The sequence below is a fragment of the Dysgonomonas sp. Shenzhen-Wh21 genome (assembly GCF_043392705.1).
Taxonomy (GTDB): Bacteria; Bacteroidota; Bacteroidia; order Bacteroidales; family Dysgonomonadaceae; genus Dysgonomonas.
Genome location: NZ_JAIXHZ010000117.1, coordinates 1 through 19068, shown reverse-complemented (window position 1 = coordinate 19068; position 19068 = coordinate 1). Strand labels below are relative to the sequence as shown.

Annotated in this window: 18 protein-coding genes; 16 read left to right on the top strand and 2 right to left on the bottom strand. The window is 38.8% G+C overall.

Annotated features, from left to right (window positions below; genetic code table 11):
* Positions 1 to 57 precede the first annotated feature (57 nt).
* From rnr to LDB17_RS07560, 11 genes are all read left to right on the top strand, one after another.
* Positions 58 to 2214, top strand: a complete 2157-nt coding sequence (gene rnr, locus LDB17_RS07610; RefSeq protein ID WP_252638483.1) for a ribonuclease R — start codon at positions 58 to 60, stop codon at positions 2212 to 2214.
* A gap of 239 nt (positions 2215 to 2453) precedes the next feature.
* Positions 2454 to 3146, top strand: a complete 693-nt coding sequence (locus LDB17_RS07605; RefSeq protein ID WP_252638482.1) for an AIM24 family protein — start codon at positions 2454 to 2456, stop codon at positions 3144 to 3146.
* Positions 3147 to 3313: 167 nt separating this feature from the next.
* Positions 3314 to 3853: a hypoxanthine phosphoribosyltransferase gene (gene hpt / locus LDB17_RS07600; RefSeq protein ID WP_006842019.1), complete on the top strand. Its 540-nt coding sequence runs from the start codon at positions 3314 to 3316 to the stop codon at positions 3851 to 3853.
* 67 nt (positions 3854 to 3920) lie between these two features.
* Complete coding sequence (locus LDB17_RS07595; protein ID WP_252638481.1) at positions 3921 to 4493, top strand: adenylate kinase; 573 nt, start codon at positions 3921 to 3923, stop codon at positions 4491 to 4493.
* Positions 4494 to 4578: 85 nt separating this feature from the next.
* The gene (gene obgE, locus LDB17_RS07590) at positions 4579 to 5757 is read left to right on the top strand and encodes a GTPase ObgE (protein ID WP_252638480.1); all 1179 of its coding nucleotides are present in this window, start codon (positions 4579 to 4581) and stop codon (positions 5755 to 5757) included.
* Positions 5758 to 5813: 56 nt separating this feature from the next.
* A complete protein-coding gene (gene pgeF, locus LDB17_RS07585) occupies positions 5814 to 6623 on the top strand; it encodes a peptidoglycan editing factor PgeF (protein ID WP_252638479.1) in 810 nt (269 codons plus the stop codon).
* Positions 6624 to 6672: 49 nt separating this feature from the next.
* Positions 6673 to 7707: an agmatine deiminase family protein gene (locus LDB17_RS07580; protein ID WP_252638478.1), complete on the top strand. Its 1035-nt coding sequence runs from the start codon at positions 6673 to 6675 to the stop codon at positions 7705 to 7707.
* A gap of 13 nt (positions 7708 to 7720) precedes the next feature.
* Complete coding sequence (locus LDB17_RS07575) at positions 7721 to 7945, top strand: hypothetical protein (RefSeq protein ID WP_006842014.1); 225 nt, start codon at positions 7721 to 7723, stop codon at positions 7943 to 7945.
* Positions 7946 to 7951: 6 nt separating this feature from the next.
* Complete coding sequence (locus LDB17_RS07570) at positions 7952 to 8827, top strand: carbon-nitrogen hydrolase (RefSeq protein ID WP_252638477.1); 876 nt, start codon at positions 7952 to 7954, stop codon at positions 8825 to 8827.
* 503 nt (positions 8828 to 9330) lie between these two features.
* Positions 9331 to 10524, top strand: a complete 1194-nt coding sequence (locus LDB17_RS07565) for an MFS transporter (protein ID WP_252638476.1) — start codon at positions 9331 to 9333, stop codon at positions 10522 to 10524.
* A gap of 32 nt (positions 10525 to 10556) precedes the next feature.
* Positions 10557 to 11021, top strand: a complete 465-nt coding sequence (locus tag LDB17_RS07560; RefSeq protein ID WP_252638475.1) for a DUF3788 family protein — start codon at positions 10557 to 10559, stop codon at positions 11019 to 11021.
* 60 nt (positions 11022 to 11081) lie between these two features.
* Here the strand turns inward: LDB17_RS07560 and LDB17_RS07555 are convergent, their stop codons facing one another.
* Complete coding sequence (locus LDB17_RS07555) at positions 11082 to 11240, bottom strand: hypothetical protein (RefSeq protein ID WP_006842008.1); 159 nt, start codon at positions 11238 to 11240, stop codon at positions 11082 to 11084.
* A gap of 115 nt (positions 11241 to 11355) precedes the next feature.
* Entirely contained in the window at positions 11356 to 12582 is a 1227-nt protein-coding gene (locus tag LDB17_RS07550; protein ID WP_252638474.1) for a carboxypeptidase-like regulatory domain-containing protein, read from the bottom strand.
* Positions 12583 to 12831: 249 nt separating this feature from the next.
* On the opposite strand from LDB17_RS07550, the gene ybeY reads away from it, so the two are divergent.
* The 5 genes from ybeY to LDB17_RS07525 all read left to right on the top strand — a co-directional run bounded on the left by ybeY (position 12832) and on the right by LDB17_RS07525 (position 18702).
* Positions 12832 to 13251, top strand: a complete 420-nt coding sequence (ybeY, locus tag LDB17_RS07545; protein ID WP_252638473.1) for an rRNA maturation RNase YbeY — start codon at positions 12832 to 12834, stop codon at positions 13249 to 13251.
* Between the two features lie 6 nt (positions 13252 to 13257).
* Positions 13258 to 14181, top strand: coding sequence for a putative sulfate exporter family transporter (locus LDB17_RS07540; RefSeq protein ID WP_252638472.1), 924 nt, complete (start codon positions 13258 to 13260; stop codon positions 14179 to 14181).
* A complete protein-coding gene (locus tag LDB17_RS07535) occupies positions 14181 to 14963 on the top strand; it encodes a sulfide/dihydroorotate dehydrogenase-like FAD/NAD-binding protein (RefSeq protein ID WP_252638471.1) in 783 nt (260 codons plus the stop codon). The genes LDB17_RS07540 and LDB17_RS07535 overlap by 1 nt, the downstream gene beginning before the upstream one ends.
* A gap of 79 nt (positions 14964 to 15042) precedes the next feature.
* The gene (gene gltA / locus LDB17_RS07530; RefSeq protein ID WP_252638470.1) at positions 15043 to 16515 is read left to right on the top strand and encodes an NADPH-dependent glutamate synthase; all 1473 of its coding nucleotides are present in this window, start codon (positions 15043 to 15045) and stop codon (positions 16513 to 16515) included.
* Between the two features lie 405 nt (positions 16516 to 16920).
* Positions 16921 to 18702 (top strand): biotin/lipoyl-containing protein, encoded by a 1782-nt coding sequence (locus tag LDB17_RS07525; protein WP_006842002.1) that lies wholly within the window; start codon positions 16921 to 16923, stop codon positions 18700 to 18702.
* The last annotated feature ends 366 nt before the right edge of the window (positions 18703 to 19068 follow it).

The following is a 19068-nucleotide window of genomic DNA, read 5'->3' as shown; positions in this document are numbered from 1 at the left end:
AACTACTCAAATGTACAAAAAAGTATGGATATTAAGAACTAATTTAATAAGAGAAATATGAGTAAGAATAAAGCTCCTCATAAAAAAGACAAAAGGAAGACTAAGAGCGACATTACAAACTCCGTTGTAAACTTTTTCAACAAGAATGCTTCCGAATCATTTGGCATCAAACAGGTAGCCGAAAAATTAGGGTTCAAAAAACCTGCCGAGAAACAACTAATAAGCAATATACTATACGATCTTCAAGAAGATGATTTTATAATAGAAACCGGAAAGGGAAAATATAAATCGAACAATAGAGGGATTTTCGTTGAAGGAGTATTCGAACGAAGAAGCAATGGCAAAAACTTTTTCGTACCGGATGGAGAAAGTGATTCGGCTCATATATTTATTGCCGAACGCAATTCGGCTCACGCAATGAATGGCGACCGAGTGAAAATACAAATGCTGGCAAAGCGAAAAGGGCGTGACCCGGAAGGAGAAGTATTAGAAATACTGGAACGAAAACAAACAACATTTGTTGGTACACTTGATGTACAAAAGCAATTTGCTTTCTTGGTAATGGATAGCAAGATACTTGCAAATGACATATTCATCCCGAAAGAAAACCTCAAGGGAGGAAATGACGGAGACAAAGCATTAGTAGAGGTAGTAGAATGGCCTCAGAAAGCGAAGAACCCGATAGGAAAAGTTATAGACATACTGGGAAAGGCAGGAGAAAACAACACCGAGATGAATGCGATCCTTGCCGAATTTGGATTACCATACAAATATCCTGAAAAGGTAGAAGCGGCAGCAAATAAAATACCGGATGACATCACCGCCGAAGAGATAGCCAAGCGCGAAGACATGCGTAGTACAACTACATTTACCATCGACCCGCGAGATGCAAAAGACTTCGACGACGCATTATCTATCAAACAATCAAAAAACGGACGTTGGGAAGTAGGTGTGCACATAGCTGATGTGACCCATTATGTACAAGAGGGAGACACGATAGATAAAGAAGGTGAAAGTAGAGCTACGTCCATTTATCTAGTAGACCGCACCATCCCGATGCTACCCGAAAGACTAAGCAATAACCTATGTTCACTACGCCCTCATGAAGATAAATTATGCTACTCTGTTATCTTCGAGCTAGATGATGAAGCAAATATAAAAAAGCATAGAATTACCCGCACTGTTATCCATTCCGACAGACGATTTACGTACGAGGAAGCTCAAGACATAATAGAAGGGGCAGAGGGAGACTTTAAGGACGAAATCTTACAGCTAAACGATCTGGCAAAAAAATTGCGAGCTAAACGTTTCGACAACGGAGCTATTGCATTCGATCGTCACGAAGTGAGATTCGAAATCGATGAGAAGGGAAAACCGTTGAGTGTATATTTCAAATACGCCAAAGATTCGAATAAGCTGATAGAAGAGTTTATGCTTTTGGCAAACAAAACTGTAGCAGAGTTTGTAGGAAATGTTCCAAAGAATAAAAGTGCGAAAACATTTGTTTACCGTATTCATGATATACCAAATACTGAAAAGATGGAAAATCTATCCGAGTTTATCCGTCGTTTTGGCTACAAAATCAAAGTAGATGGAACAAAGACAAATGTATCGAAAGCTATAAATCACCTCCTGGACGAAGTGAGCGGAAAACCCGAAGAGAATCTTATTTCTACGATCGCTATACGTGCGATGGCAAAAGCAATATATTCGACAGTCAACATCGGTCACTACGGACTGGCTTTCGAATACTATACACACTTCACCTCCCCTATACGTCGCTATCCCGACATGATGGTGCACAGGCTACTCACCAGATATCTGGATGGAGGGCGCAGTGTAAACAAACATCTATACGAAGGCAAATGTGAACACAGCTCTGAAATGGAACAGCTAGCGGCTAATGCAGAAAGAGCATCTATCAAGTACAAACAAGTAGAATATATGTCTGATAAACTCGGACAGGTCTTCGATGCTGTGATCTCTGGTATAACAGAATGGGGTGTTTATGCAGAAATAAATGAAAACAAGTGTGAGGGCATGATTCCTATCCGAGATTTGGATGATGACTTCTACGAATTTGATGAAAAGAATTACTGCTTACGAGGTCGTCGCAAAAAACGCACTTACAGCCTTGGCGACCCGCTGAAAATTAAAGTTGCCCGAGCCAATCTGGAACGGAAACAGCTCGATTTTGCGCTGGTTGAAGAGTAAAAAATAAGGTTCTGCCACCAAACATAAAGAAGAACTGTCAAGAGACAATCCGGTTTTTATGATATACAGAGTGAAACAAATAATCTCAATGAGATGAAATGTTTCACTCTGTTTAAATATGTCAGAGATTACCCGAATCAGGCTATAAAAGCTGATCTTCTTTATTTACAGCTTATTTTTTATTACTTTTGCTGAATTATAGTCAATTTTTATTAATCATTATCAACAACTTTACGTGTATGAACAAATATTCTATTAGATCTTTCATCGAAGAAACTGCACAAGAAGAATCAAAAAACGACTTCTTCCAACTGGAAAGCACTCATATACTTGAGCTTAACATCAATAACCAAACGGTGATGTTAAAAAAAGGAGCAATGGTAGCCTATACAGGAAACATAAAGTTTGAAAGGGAAGGCATGCTGAGCAAAGGTATCGGAAACTTACTAAAGAAAACAATGTCGGGAGAAGGAACCACCATGATGAGAACTTCAGGAACCGGACGTGTATATGCTGCAGATTTCGAAAAAAGAGTAAGAATCTTATATCTTGAGAACGAAGCTATCAATGTAAATGGGAATGACATCCTTGCTCATGAAAATTCTATACAGTCTGATGTAAAAATGATGAAAAGCATTGCCGGCATTATGGGTGGCGGACTGTTTCAAGTACGTCTGGCGGGAACAGGACACGTGGCTATTACTACTCACGGTAAACCTATGACACTGTTGGTGAAACCGGGACAACCGATATTTACGGACCCTAACGCTACTGTTGCATGGTCGGGCAATCTGACTCCAACTATAAAAACAGATATATCCCTCAAAACATTCATCGGACGTGGTAGCGGCGAAAGCTTCCAGATGATGTTTGAAGGAGAAGGTTGGGTAATAGTACAGCCATGTGAAGAAGTGTACGGCGCGCCTCAATAATCAGTAAAAGTTCTTTATATATAAAAAGGTATTCATTGAGAATACCTTTTTTAATTTTCTCCCCAATTATTCATTTCTATTTATTAAAAAACATAATTCATTATGTATTTTTAAGCTAAATGTACTACTTTTGCACTTTAATAAAATATTTAAGGAGAAGAGCTTCTATGAAGACAGTAAAAATCAAAGATAAAGAATTCGAACTATTTCTGACACAGGAGGTAATTGAAAAAGCAATAGATGATATCGCAGAAAAACTGAACAAAGATTTAGCAGGTAAGGATCCTTTATTTATCTGTGTTCTGAATGGTTCTTTTATGTACGCTTCGGAACTGATGAAGCGTGTTACTGTTCCAAGCGAAGTATCTTTCGTGAAAATGTCATCTTATCAAGGTACGTCATCGTCAGGTAAATTGAAAGAAATATATGGACTTGAAGAAGATATTACCGACCGTACAATAGTTATTGTTGAAGATATAGTAGACACAGGCTATACGATGTCTTTGATGCTCGAACAGTTGGCATGCGATAGTCCGAAAGAAATACTTGTAACTACACTCCTTCTTAAACCTGATGCCCTAAAGCATAAAGTACAGCTAGACTATGTGGCATTAGAAATCCCTAGCGACTTTATCGTTGGATACGGACTCGATTATGATGGTTATGGCCGCAATCTTGCTGACATATACAAAATAAAAAACTCTTAACAATAATATTTACGATTTACGCCTTGCTGTTTGCAACCCGTAACTTGTAACTCGTAATTCTAACAGTATGCTGAATATTATAATTTTTGGAGCTCCGGGCTCAGGAAAAGGAACTCAAAGTGAAAATCTCATCACAAGATATAATCTCGCTCACATTTCGACAGGAGATGTGCTACGTGGAGAGATAAAAAATGGAACTGAACTTGGCAAATTGGCCGAAGAATATATCTCTAAAGGTCAGCTTGTACCGGATGATGTAGTTATCGGGATGCTGGCAAATGTTTTGGATAGTAAAAAAGATAAAGCAGGCGTTATATTCGATGGTTTTCCAAGAACAATCGCTCAGGGCGAAGCTCTTGAAAAAATATTAAAAGAACGCGGAGAAGAAATTTCTATCGTTATCAATCTCGATGTAGAAGAGCCGGAACTGATAGACAGACTTATTAAGCGCGGACAACAATCGGGACGCTCAGATGATAATCTGGAGACTATAAAATCCCGCCTTGATGTATATAAAAATCAAACTTCCCCACTGAAAGATCATTATATGAATTCGGGGAAATTGGCCACAATAAAAGGAGTTGGCACCATAGATCAGATATTTGATCTTATAGCCGAGGCCGTGGACAAAGTTAAATAATTGAATTATTTATATATACAGGGAAGTTATAAACCGTGAACGGTATTATAACTTCCTTTGTTATCTAAATAGAATAAATAAAAATATGGCAGAATCAAATTTCATAGATTACGTCAAGATATACTGCCGGTCGGGTAAAGGTGGTAGAGGTTCAACCCATTTCCGCAGGGAAAAGTATATACCGAAAGGTGGCCCTGACGGAGGTGACGGAGGTGACGGAGGTGATATTATTCTCCGAGCTAACCGAAACATGTGGACATTGCTCCACCTGAAATATCAACGACATATCCTTGCAGGACATGGAGAAAGTGGATCGGGCAGATTGAGTACAGGTAAAAGTGGTGATTCTAAAATCATAGATGTTCCTTGCGGAACAGTAGCCTATGATGCCGAAACAGGAGAATATCTTTGCGACGTTACTGAAGACGGAAAAGAAGTTGTTCTATTGAAAGGAGGAAGAGGGGGAAAAGGAAACAACCACTTCAAAACCTCAACAAATCAGGCTCCCCGCTATGCACAGCCCGGCGAACCATTTCAAGAGCGCAGAGTCATACTGGAACTAAAAGTTCTTGCCGATGTAGGGCTTGTAGGTTTTCCGAATGCAGGAAAATCAACACTTCTATCGGTAGTTAGTGCAGCAAAACCCAAAATAGCAAATTATCCGTTTACTACCCTTGAACCTAAAATCGGTATCGTGAGTTATCGTGATTACAAATCATTTGTAATGGCTGACATACCGGGTATTATAGAAGGTGCAAGCGAAGGGAAAGGACTCGGATTGCGTTTCCTACGACATATTGAGCGTAATTCGCTTTTACTGTTTATGGTACCTGCCGATGCTGACGATATCCATCAAGAATACAGAGTTTTATTGAATGAATTGGCTCAGTACAATCCCGAATTGTTAGATAAGCGAAGAATATTAGCGATCTCGAAAGCTGATATGCTCGACGATGAACTAATGGAAGCTTTGGAAGCTGATCTACCCGAAATACCGCATATATTTATTTCATCCATTACAGGGTATAATATTACAGCCCTAAAAGATATGCTATGGCGTGAACTAAATGCAGACGGCGAATACAAAAAATCGTTTGAAAGCATCACCCATCGAAACCTCGACATAAAAGTTGTGGAATTCGATGATGATGACGAATCTATCCCGGAAGATGACTATGAAGAAGAAGACTGGGATGAGGAAGAGGATGAGGATTTCGATCCGGATTTTTATTACGGAGAAGATACTGAAGAAGAAAATAAATAAGAAAAGCAAATGCCCTTTATCAACAGAGATCGAGGGCATTTCTTAAAATTAGGAATATGGATACAATTCGAAGTAACAGACTGAATCTACTAACATTTCCCTCTTTTCCTACAAAGAGCGTATCTGTTTTCACAACTACCATTGAGGGAGGAATTAGCACGGGAGCATACGCTTCTCTAAATCTGAGCCCCTATTCGGGAGATGATGCAGATTGTGTCAGTGAAAATCAGGAGCTTCTTGCTGATGAAATAAATGTATCCATAGAAAACCTATATATCCCCTATCAGACTCATAACGATCAGATACGAATCATTGATAATGACTTTCTGAACAAGAGTGATTTGGAAAAAGCAAAATCACTGAATGGAATTGATGCTTTAATCACCAATCAGAAAGATATTTGCATAGGAGTCACGACTGCCGATTGTGTACCCATTCTTATATTTGATCCTGTACAACATGTGCTTGCTGCAATACATGCCGGATGGAAAGGCACTGTAGCCCGAATCGCAGACAAAACAATAGAAAAGATGACAGAGCATTTCGGCAGCAAACCTCAAAATCTAGGGGCAGGAATAGGCCCTTGCATCTCACAGAAACACTTTGAAGTAGGAGGTGAAGTTGTGGATGCTTTTATTCAGACAGGATTTACCATCACTGATATAGCATATCGCAATACTGAGAGCGGAAAAATGCACATAAATCTTGAATTGGCAAATAAATTACTGTTAATTGAAGCCGGCATCGACAACAAGAATATAGAGGTTGCGAACTTATGCACTTATTCTCATCCCGAACTTTTCTTCTCTGCCCGAAGACAGACAATCAATTCGGGGCGGATATTAACAGGAGGTGTATTGAAGTAATAATTTTGTACTTTTGTGTAGCAAACAAACAATAAAAAGACCGTTGATAATGAATCATATATTTTTTCCACCCGAATGGTATCCGCAAAGTGCAATACAGTTAACATGGCCTCATCCCGACACCGATTGGGATTATATGCTCGAAGAAGTTACTGCATGCTATGTGAATATAGCAGTAGAAATACTGAAAAGGCAAAAATTAATTGTTGTGTGTCACAATGCAGAAACCGTGAAGTATGAGTTGAAAGAGCATAAAGACTTATTTCCAAACCTCACATTGGTAGAATTGCCAACCAATGATACTTGGGCACGTGATCACAGCGGGATATCTGTTATCAATAATGGGAAAAAACAGGTGTATGATTTCACATTCAATGGGTGGGGATTAAAGTTTGCATCGAACTACGACAATCAAATAAGCAGAGGCTTGTTCAAAAACGATATATTTAAAAGTGATGTAGAGCTACTCAACAAGAAAGATTTTGCCCTCGAAGGAGGAGCATTGGAATCGGACGGAAAAGGCACACTTTTGACTACATCCGAATGCTTGCTTTCTGCAAACAGAAACTCTTTCATGTCGAAAGATGAAATAGAAAAATATCTAAAAGAAGCCTTCGGGCTAAATAAGATATTATGGTTAGATCATGGTTACCTAAGCGGAGATGACACTGACAGCCATATAGATACATTGGCTCGTTATTGTGACGAACACACAATTGTATATGTAAAATGTGAAGATAAAAAAGATGAACACTATGAGGCTCTTGCCAAGATGGAGGAACAATTAAAAACCTTCACCGATTATCTAGGCAATCCATATAAGTTAATCTCGCTGCCTATGGCAAAAGCCGTATACGACGAAGACAATGAAAGGCTTCCGGCGACTTACGCCAATTTCCTTATAATGAACGACGTTGTACTACTTCCATTCTACAACGATCAGGAAAGAGATACAGAGGCCAAAGAAAAATTAGAAATTGCTTTTCCTACAAGAGAAATCATAGGAATAGATTGTTCTTCATTGATACGTCAACATGGTTCGTTGCACTGCATAACGATGCAATATCCCGATAATTTTGTATAATACCCAAGCGTTTATGAAAGATCAAAAAGCATTATTATTAAGGTGTATAAAAAACGATGTTCCGGCGATGGTATTTTCGGGAAACGACATATTATTTTTACCTTTACTTAAACAATATTATCTGGATGCTAAAAAGGGCGGATGCACGCAAGAGTTTCTGGATGACATTCAGTTAAGGATTGACGAGTTTGAGAAACATATACAAATGTCTCCCAATACGATTAAATTACCAGATTAGAGGATTATGAAAATAGGAATCATACAACAGGCAAATACTCCTGATATACAGAAAAATATAGCAGGACTAAAAGATAAAATCCGTAAGGCAGCAAACGAAGGTGCACAACTTATTGTTTTGCAAGAGCTGCACAATTCGCTTTATTTCTGTCAAGTAGAGGATACAAATATTTTTGATCTAGCCGAGACAATACCCGGACCGTCTACCGACGACTTCGGAGCTTTGGCTAAAGAGTTAGAGGTTGTCATTGTACTTTCCCTATTCGAACGTCGTGCTCCCGGACTGTATCACAATACAGCTGTAGTAATAGAAAAAGACGGAACTATTGCAGGTAAATACCGCAAGATGCATATTCCTGACGATCCTGCTTATTACGAAAAGTTTTATTTCACTCCCGGAGATCTTGGCTTTAAGCCCATCGAAACATCATTGGGTAAACTGGGGGTTTTGGTTTGTTGGGATCAGTGGTACCCCGAAGCTGCACGCCTGATGGCAATGGCTGGGGCTGATATTCTTATTTACCCTACAGCTATAGGTTGGGAATCGACCGATACCGAAGATGAGAAAAGCCGCCAGCTTGGAGCTTGGGTGATCTCTCAGCGAGGACATGCTGTAGCTAACGGACTGCACGTTGTATCTGTGAACCGCACAGGATACGAACTCGACCCATCGGGGCAAACGAATGGAATCACTTTCTGGGGAAACAGCTTTGTTGCAGGCCCTCAAGGCGAAATTATCTGGCAGGCATCCAACGACAAAGAAGAAGTACAAATAGTAGAAATAGATATGAAGCGTTCTGAACAGGTACGACGTTGGTGGCCATTCTTCCGAGACAGACGTATAGATGCATTCGGTGATATTACAAAGCGTTTTATCGATTAATGTAGGTATACATTTGTAGGCTTCATATTATTCATTCGTACATATAACTTGGATAGTTATATAATACAAGGATTCTTAGTAGAGATAATAAGAATAGTCTTGTAGACAGACTTCTGTTTGTAATCTCAAAATAAGAATATATCTTTTCTTATAAAAGATTTCACTTCATTGAGAAATGTTTTTTAGTTCTGCCGGTTCTCCAAAACCGGCGAAACCGAGCCCATAAAAAGAGTATCTTATAAGTATAAAATTATCTATTAAGTAGAAAGCAATAGCGAATGTTATACATTGTTTTTAGTCTTTGATAAAACTAGAAACAGAAAAAAGGTAACAATTAAAAACAGTAAATAAAGTGTCACTTTTGTCACTTTTTTGACAATAAGAATCTCTTTAGATGAAACTTAAGCATTTCACAATATTTTAAATAAATCACCATAAAGTCTACGACTAAGGTGTAAAAACGATAAAAGGCTTTAAGCTGAATAAAAGTAAATTTGACAACAATGCCAGAAAAAGAAAACGAATTGTTTTTATCAAAAAGCATCCTTTGGCTGATGGCAATAGGTGCAGGCCTTGTAGTAGCCAACAATTACTACAATCAGCCCTTACTGGGCGTTATAGCCAAAGAACTGGGTGAATCTGAGTCAGCAACAAGTAAGGTCGCAATGTTTACCCAGATGGGATATGCTGCCGGATTATTACTTATAATCCCACTCGGTGACATGTTTAGGCGAAAAAAGATTATCCTCATCGATTTCTTTTTCATAATCCTTTCATTAGTCGTTTTCGCTTTAAGTAAGTCCTTAATAGTCATGCTCGCAGCAAGCTTTTGTATCGGGCTTACATCTGTTGTTCCTCAGATATTTGTGCCCATAGCAGCCCAATTATCCCGTCCCGAAGAGAAGGGACGAAATGTAGGTATCGTTATGAGTGGATTGCTGATCGGTATTTTAGGGTCACGTGTTTTTAGCGGTGTTGTAGGAGAATATCTCGGCTGGCGGAATGTATTCCTCATTGCTGCAGGACTCATGATTATACTTGCTGTACTCATTGCATGGATGTTACCAAATATGCAACCAACCTTTAAGGGCACTTACGGACAACTGATGGGATCTGTTGTACGATATGCAAGAAGCATCCCGAGCTTACAATTAGCTTCATTAAGAGGAGCTTTGGGGTTTGCCTCTTTCTCTGCATTTTGGACTACCCTCACTTTCAGGCTTCAGGAGGCCCCCTACTTTCAGGGAAGCGATGTTGCCGGATCTTTAGGTCTGTTCGGTATAGCAGGTGCACTGGCGGCTACCCTTGTAGGACAAGCATCGGGCAAAGTAAACAAAAACAAGCTTATAGCCATAGCGACCTTCATTATGATCGTTTCGTGGGGAGTGTTTGGTATGGCCGATAGTACTTACATAGGAATCATTGTGGGCATTATTCTTTTAGATATGGGGCTGCAAGCAATGCATGTCACCAATCAAACAATTGTACTATCATCCCAGCCAGAAGCTGCCAATCGTTTGAATACAGTATATATGGTCTCTTATTTCATCGGAGGTTCTATCGGTACATTCGTAGGTGGTAAGGCTTGGGGAGCTTATGGATGGAATGGCGTTGTATTTACAGGAGCCTTTTTTGTAAGTTTATGTCTTGTCGTACATTTAATTATAAGCAGAAAACCAAAATTCAACGAAAAATAGTTATCTTTACAACTATCAGAAATAAGATGTTTATGAATACACCATTACCTGAACGAATTTATAGGGAATATCCATTGCCCAATATGGATGAGATAAGAGAGTTTATTGCACAGAAAGAAGCAGTGCAAGCCTTTGATTCGTTACTTGATTTTCTGAATGAAAACTATAACCTCGAACAAGAGATTTCTTTTGGAGGGAAAAATTATGGGGTAATTATTCGCTACCGCAAGAATGGCAAAACACTCGTATCTATAGTTCCCGAAAAAGATGCATTCTCAGTAATCCTTATATATGGTAAGAAAGAAGTTATAACGTTTAATGCGTACAGGGAGTCCTTTAGCAATATCTTCACAACGATATTCGATCAAACACCTCAGCTACATGATGGTAAGTGGATGCTAATCAGAGTTAAGGACAGTTCTTTATTACAAGAGCTGGAACGCATGATAATGATAAAGAAAGCAATAAAGAGAGAGAAAAGAGAAGCGACAAACTAATTCGATAAACCTTTTTTTTCATAAAAGGTGCATTTCTAGTTTAGTTCGATAATCAATTTATTATTTATGCGAACGTCCTAAATAATAAGATACGACAAGCGAACCAACCTGCAATCCCATCAAGAGCCAGAATGCATTTCGCCTCCTATTTTTGCGTTTCAGAGCTTTTAACTCCTGTATTTGCTTTTCATTCAATAAGTCACATTCATGATTTTCCATATTATCTATTTTTTGTGTATTAACTTATTTATGTAACAAAGTAAGGCGTGATTTGATCACCTATTTTTGATAATTTATAAAATTCCAACCATTCTTCAACTTCAGGCTATTCATATCATTTTACCAAAAGAGCTATTGCCACGGCAGGAACAACAAACTTAATCACATTAAATATTTTTTTACTCATTGGCACCTGTCTTGTTGGAGCTATACCTGATCCTTGATAATACGTTTCCAAGTCTTGAGCAAAATTTTCATCCCAGAATTCACGGGTGGTAGAGTCGGGAAAATAAAACAACTCTTGACAGAAACCGGACAAACGCCGATTTCGCATCTGCTTTTTTTCTATGACACCTTTAAACTCAACATCACAAAAGTAAGTGATCTCATCCTCCTTGCCAAATTCGTCTAGGGTCTGAAAACGATAGTAAGTATAGCAATCAGACATATAATACTTATCTCCTACTTTTTTGAAAGAGAAACGACCCACCTTTCTCTTTATTTTAACTCGGTTTCCCATATACCGCTTATACGGCTGACTAGCCAAAACAGAATCGATAGACTCTATCTCCATAGAAGCAATAGTCATATCATCTTTATTAATAAGTATCTCACCTCTTGCCCAACCATCCTTGCCTTGAAGAGGTTCTATCTGCAAAACGATATATGAACTATCAGATGTAAAAGAACGCGTAGTTTCGTTATTCTCGCTTTTGCCAAAGGTGAATAGATGTGAAGCATGATATTCTGCCCCGTACAATTCCGAAGTAGGAGTCACTGTTCGTTGCACACGCCTTATATCAATAATATTGAGCATATAAGGGACTCTCTCCCTTTTCATATTTTTCTTCAGATCTTTCTCTTTCAGTGTCGTTGCATACTTCATATATATTTCGTTCTGCAATGTATCCGATTTTTTTGTCTGCTGAAAGTGCAACAAATATCCCAGATGAAGATCGAGCAAAAGTTTCTTCTTCGTGTTTTGCATTGCTTCATCCAACAAAGCATCTGCATCTCCGGGGCTAATAACAATCGGGTTAAGATATACAGGATTCAACTCCATCCGAACAACAGGGTTTATCAAAAGTGAACTTTTAGCAACAGATTTCACTTTATAACCAATACATTGGAAATGAATAACATCCTCGCTTACAGTCGGAATAGCATATCTTCCTTTATTATCTGTATTGATATAGTCTCTCGAAGTAGCTCCATACTGCACTATCACATCCGCTATAGGTTTGCTACTATCTTTATCGATGACTGTTCCTTGAATTAAAGTTTGTGCAAAAAGATGGCTACTGATAAAGGTCAATAAGACTAGAAAAAGACATTTTCTCATATAAAAGTTTTGAGTAAGTTATGCATAAATGGAACCTTATTTATAAAAACGCGATTTTCAATCGAATCATATATTTACACAGCAAACAGACAGTAAAAAACATTTAACGAAAACAAATTCATATATTTTAGTATGGAATACAGTAAATGTACATTGTATTTTTGTACCTTTATCGCGCAGTTATTAAAATTCTATTTTTAATAGCATTTTTTAATAAATCGCTATACATAAAACTATCATACAGTTACCATGTCTATACTCTATCAAGCAGAGGAAGTAAAACTTCCGTCTATAAAGAAACGTAAAACTACAGACTGGATAAAACTGGTTGCCACATCTTATGGTAAACAGATTGGAGATATTTCATTTATTTTTTGCTCCGACAAAAAAATACTTGAAGTAAATAACCAGTATTTGCAACACGACTATTATACTGATATTATTACATTCGACTATACTGAAAATGATATAATATCGGGGGATATCTTCATCAGTGTGGATACAGTAAAAAGCAACTCTGAAACGTTCGGAACGAATTACGACGAAGAGCTTAACCGTATTATAATACACGGAATACTACATCTGTGTGGGATCAACGACAAGGGGCCCGGAGAAAGAGAATATATGACCGAATGCGAAAACAAAGCATTAAAAATATTGGAGGCATAGACAATCGTGCAAAAATTTCTGAGCAAATTATATTATATCGTACCAATCTGCTGTTTCTTCCCGTTCTTCTCAGCACCGTTGGCTTTATTTCTCGGTATAATACTCGCTTTTTTTTATAAAGGGGAAGAAGTAGTTAAAACAGGAAAGCTAACAAAATATCTACTGCAAGCATCTATTGTTTGCATGGGTTTTTCCATGTCGATGCATGAGGTTATCCAAACAGGAAAAACAGGATTTATGATCACTGTGGGCTCTGTTGTGATAACAGTTTTGGCAGGTATCGGACTCGGATTATTACTCAAAGTAGGAAAAAACACAACATTACTTATATCCAGCGGAACAGCTATTTGTGGAGGAAGTGCCATTGCTGCCGTAGCTCCGGTTTTGGGTGCAAAAAACAATGAGATAAGCTTTTCACTTGCTGTTGTTTTCGTATTAAATGCTGTAGGGTTATTTATTTTCCCGGCTATCGGGCATCTGCTTCAAATGGATCAGATCCATTTCGGATATTGGGCTGCAATAGCTATACACGACACCAGCTCGGTAGTAGGAGCATGTTCGGCATACGGAGAACAGGCCCTGCAAGTGGGTACCACCGTAAAACTAACGCGTACACTCTGGATTATACCACTTGCGCTATGTATTGCGTTCTTCAATAAAAATAAAACCTCGAAAATAACAATCCCTTGGTTTATATTTCTGTTTGTTGTTGCTATCATTATAGGAAACTATATCCCGGGAATGACAGAAACAAACGAACACCTTAGTTGGCTTGGAAAAAAAGGAATGATGATTTCTTTATTCTTTATCGGAGCCTCTATTAATCTGGAAGAAGTAAAAAAAACAGGCGTAAACACCTTTCTTCTAGGCATTCTTCTTTGGTTTGTAATAGCTGTATTATCTTTATACTGGATTAAACTAATGTTTTAATGAACAAAATTGTAGACAAAGAGTATTTCTCTGAAAACGTAGTTAAGTTTGAGGTTGAAGCACCTCTTATCGCTAAAAGCCGTAAGGCCGGCCACTTTGTCATTGTACGTGTTGGCGAGAAAGGCGAGCGTATACCTTTAACCATTGCAGCATCTGACCTTAACAAAGGAACTATCACTATTGTTATTCAGGCTGTAGGAGCCTCTTCAAAAAAGATTTGCGAACTGAATGTGGGCGATTATATAACCGATATTGTTGGCCCGCTAGGACAAGCAACCCATATCGAAAACTACGGAACAGTTATCTGTGCCGGAGGTGGGGTAGGTATTGCGCCGATGCTTCCAATTATAGAAGCGATGAAAAGAGCCGGGAATAAGGTTATTTCTGTCTTGGCTGCACGTACCAAAGATCTTGTGATCCTCGAAAAACAAGTATCCGAATACTCGGACGAAGTAATAGTTATGACCGATGATGGTTCGTACGGACACAAAGGATTGATTACAAATGGTGTTGAGATGGTAATTAATCGTGAAAAAGTAGACTTATGTGTAACCATAGGCCCTGCTATTATGATGAAATTCGTTTCTTTACTGACTCAGAAATACAATATTCCTACAATGGCTTCATTAAATACCATTATGGTAGACGGCACGGGCATGTGCGGTGCTTGCCGTGTATCGGTAGGAGGAAAAACTAAATTTGTATGTGTTGATGGTCCCGAGTTTAATGCTCACGAAGTAGATTTCGACGAAATGCTAATGAGGCTAAGAGCTTATAGTTAAATTAATTATTGAGTAAAATTAAAAATATCAGCTCAGTCTTATTACCTATAACTAATTACTTACAACTTACGACTAAAAAATGACAGAACAAGAATATATACAAGCACGCCGAAGCGAACCATGGAGAGAGGAACTGCGTAAAACCATGAAGGCTAAAGAACGAGGAGAAAAATCTCGTGTACACATGCCCGAGTTGGATGCTGAATACAGAAGCCACTCCCTGAAAGAAGAAGTTAATTTAGGACTTACCGCCGAACAAGCTATGGCAGAAGCGGAACGATGCCTCGACTGCGCAAACCCTACTTGTATGGAAGGTTGTCCGGTGGGAATCCAAATACCAACCTTCATTAAAAACATAGAGCGTGGTGAATTTCTTGAAGCGGCTAAAGTGCTGAAAGAAACAAGCGCCTTGCCTGCTGTATGCGGACGTGTATGCCCACAAGAAAAGCAGTGTGAAGCGAAATGCATCTATATACAAAAGATGAAAAAAGAGCCGGTAGCTATCGGATACTTGGAACGCTTTGCGGCAGACTATGAGCGTGAAAGCGGACAAGTAGCTATACCCGAACTAGCTCCTGCCAATGGCATAAAAATAGCGGCTGTAGGATCAGGCCCGGCCGGACTTTCTTTTGCCGGAGATATGGCAAAACGAGGATATGACGTAACTGTATTTGAGGCACTACACGAGATAGGAGGGGTTCTTAAATACGGTATTCCAGAGTTTCGTCTTCCAAACGAAATAGTAGACGTTGAAATAAATGTGCTTCGTGATATGGGAGTTAAGTTCGTAAAGAACTGCATTGTTGGAAAAACGATTACCCACGAAGACCTGAGAGAAAAAGGCTTCAAAGGAATTTTTGCTGCAAGCGGAGCAGGGCTTCCTAACTTCATGAATATTCCGGGAGAAAATCTGATTGGAGTGATGTCGTCTAATGAATACCTCACCCGTGTCAACCTGATGGATGCATCAAACCCGGAAAGTGACACCCCTGTGCAAATGGGAAAGAAAGTTGCCGTTATAGGTGCAGGTAATACTGCTATGGATGCGATACGTACAGCAAAACGTTTGGGTGCAGAAAAAGCATATATTATTTACCGCCGATCGGAAGAGGAAATGCCAGCCCGTATAGAGGAGGTAAAACATGCCAAAGAAGAAGGTATTGAGTTCTATACGCTGCATAATCCAATCAAGTACGAAGGTGATGAAAAAGGTCATGTAAAGCGAATGCTCCTACAGAAGATGGAGCTTGGTGAACCGGACGCATCTGGTCGTCGTAAGCCTATCGCAATCGAAGGAGCTACTGAATGGTTCGATATAGATGAAGTAATAGTCAGTGTTGGAGTATCTCCAAATCCATTAATTCCTTCAACATTTAAAGGTCTTCAAGTTTCTAAGTGGGGAACAATAATTGTGAATCAGGAAACAATGCAGTCTGACCTGCCGGATGTATATGCCGGGGGCGACATCGTTCGTGGGGGCGCAACAGTTATTCTCGCCATGGGTGATGGACGTAAAGCTGCTGCTGCAATGGACAAAGCATTAAAAGGATAAAAAAGACCTATTCATATAAGTAAGCCCTCATTGATATAAATCAATGGGGGTTTCGTTTTTTATCAAAAAATACAGATAAGATTCTCAATCCATTCGCAGCATAAGTATTATAGAATCACATCCTTTCTCCAGAAGGGTTAATTTTACATTCAGAATCAAAAAGATTGCGCACTTTTATCTTCTTTGTGCAACCCATATAAGTAGTGAACAAAAAATAGAAAGATTACGTTTTTTTTATGACAAATTGACAATTTTAATATTGTTTTTGTTTATTTATTCGGATATAAAAAGCTAAATTTGTGAGGCTATTAAAGGATTGATATACAATTAATGAATTAATATATTTAGAGTGTACATAGCCTGCATTTTATGTTACTCTTATCAGTATAATACCTAAAAAAAGTTATGGGAAGAGAAATTAAATTCAGCCTCGTTTATCGTGACATGTGGCAGTCATCGGGAAAGTACCAGCCGCGTGTTGACCAATTGACACAAGTTGCACCGGTTATTATTGACATGGGATGTTTTGCTCGTGTTGAAACGAATGGTGGCGCTTTTGAACAAGTAAATTTGCTTTACGGAGAAAATCCAAACAAAGCAGTTCGTGAATGGACAGCTCCTTTCAACAAAGTTGGCATCCAAACGCACATGCTTGAACGTGGATTAAATGCTCTACGCATGTACCCTGTTCCAAAAGATGTTCGTCAATTGATGTTTAAAGTAAAACATGCACAAGGGACTAATATCTCTCGTTCGTTTGATGGATTGAATGACCCTCGCAACCTTGAACTTTCTGTAAAATATGCAAAAGAAGCCGGTATGATTTCTCAGGCTGCTCTTTGTATTACTTCGTCCCCTATCCATACAGTAGAATACTATGTAAACTTTGCTGACAAATTAGTAGAGTTTGGAGCTGACGAATTATGCTTAAAAGATATGGCCGGTGTAGGACGTCCTGCTTTCCTTGGTAAATTAGTGAAAGCACTGAAAGACCGCCATCCAAATATTCCGATTCAGTATCATGGACACACAGGTCCGGGCTTCTCTGTGGCTTCTATGCTCGAAGTTGCACGTGCAGGTGCTGACTATGTAGATACAGCAATCGAACCTTTAGCATGGGGAATGGTGCATCCTGATATTATCACAATACAGGCAATGCTCAAAAACGCAGGATTCTCTGTACCTGATATCAACATGAGCGCTTATATGGAAGCCCGTGCATTGACACAATCATTCATAGACGACTTCTTAGGATATTGGATCGACCCTTCAAATAAAATAATGACGTCTCTGCTTGTAGGCTGTGGTCTTCCGGGAGGTATGATGGGATCTATGATGGCCGACCTTAGAGGTATGCATTCGGCTATCAATATGGCTCTTCGCAACAATGGTAAAGCTGAAGTTACTTTGAATGACCTTGTAGTACAGTTATTCGAAGAAGTAGAATATATATGGCCTAAACTTGGTTATCCGCCACTCGTAACGCCGTTCAGCCAATATGTGAAAAATATAGCATTGATGAATATATTCTCGATGGCTCAGGGACAACCTCGTTTCTCTAACATCGACAAAGACAGCTGGAATATGATACTTGGTAAAACAGGTACGCTTCCCGGCAAGCTGGATGAAGAAATCGTTGAGTTGGCTAAAGCAAAAGGACTTGAATTCTATACAGGTAATCCTCAGGATGAATATCCTGATGCTCTTGATTCATATCGCAAAGAAATGGATGAAAACGGCTGGGATTACGGACAAGATGACGAAGAATTGTTTGAATTGGCAATGCACGACCGTCAATACCGTGACTACAAATCAGGATTGGCAAAAGAACGTTTCAATATAGACCTTGAAAAAGAAAAGGAAAAAGCCGGAGCTCCAATCATCGTAACACGTCAGGTAGTAGAAGTACCTGCATTTGATGCGGAAGCGATTAAAGCTAAATATCCGGAAGCAAAACCTCTTCAAGCTACTGTTAGCGGACAAGTTATTTGGCAAGTTGATGTAGACGATGTTTCTACTGCTCCTGTTGTTGGCACATCTGTAAAAGAAGGTGATGTTGTATGTTTTGTTCAAACTTATTATGGTATCGAAGAAGTAAAAGCTCTTACTTCAGGAAAGATTATCCAAATAGAAACAAAACAAGGCGCAAAAGTTCAAAAGAATCAGGTCTTAGCTTATATAGACTAAAAGTACTTGATTTCATATATAAAAAAGCATCATTAATAATGATGCTTTTTTTTGCATATATCCAATTAAAGTTGAAGAATAGACATTATGTATTATTTAACAATATTAAACCCACAATAAAATTATCACAATAGCTCTAAAACATTTACCTTTGGCGAAATTTTGAAAGAAAGTTTCGCGGAAAAATAAAGGGAAAAATGAAAAAGCTATTATTATTTACAATTTTGTTAGGGGCATTAAACATCTACGCCCAGTCTCCAGAAAAGAACAAATACACTATCTTATTAACAGGCGCATCGTTTGCCTCATCAGCAATAGCTTCTCCCCCTATAGCCTTGTTTATGGGAGTAGCATCGAGCGTTTTGC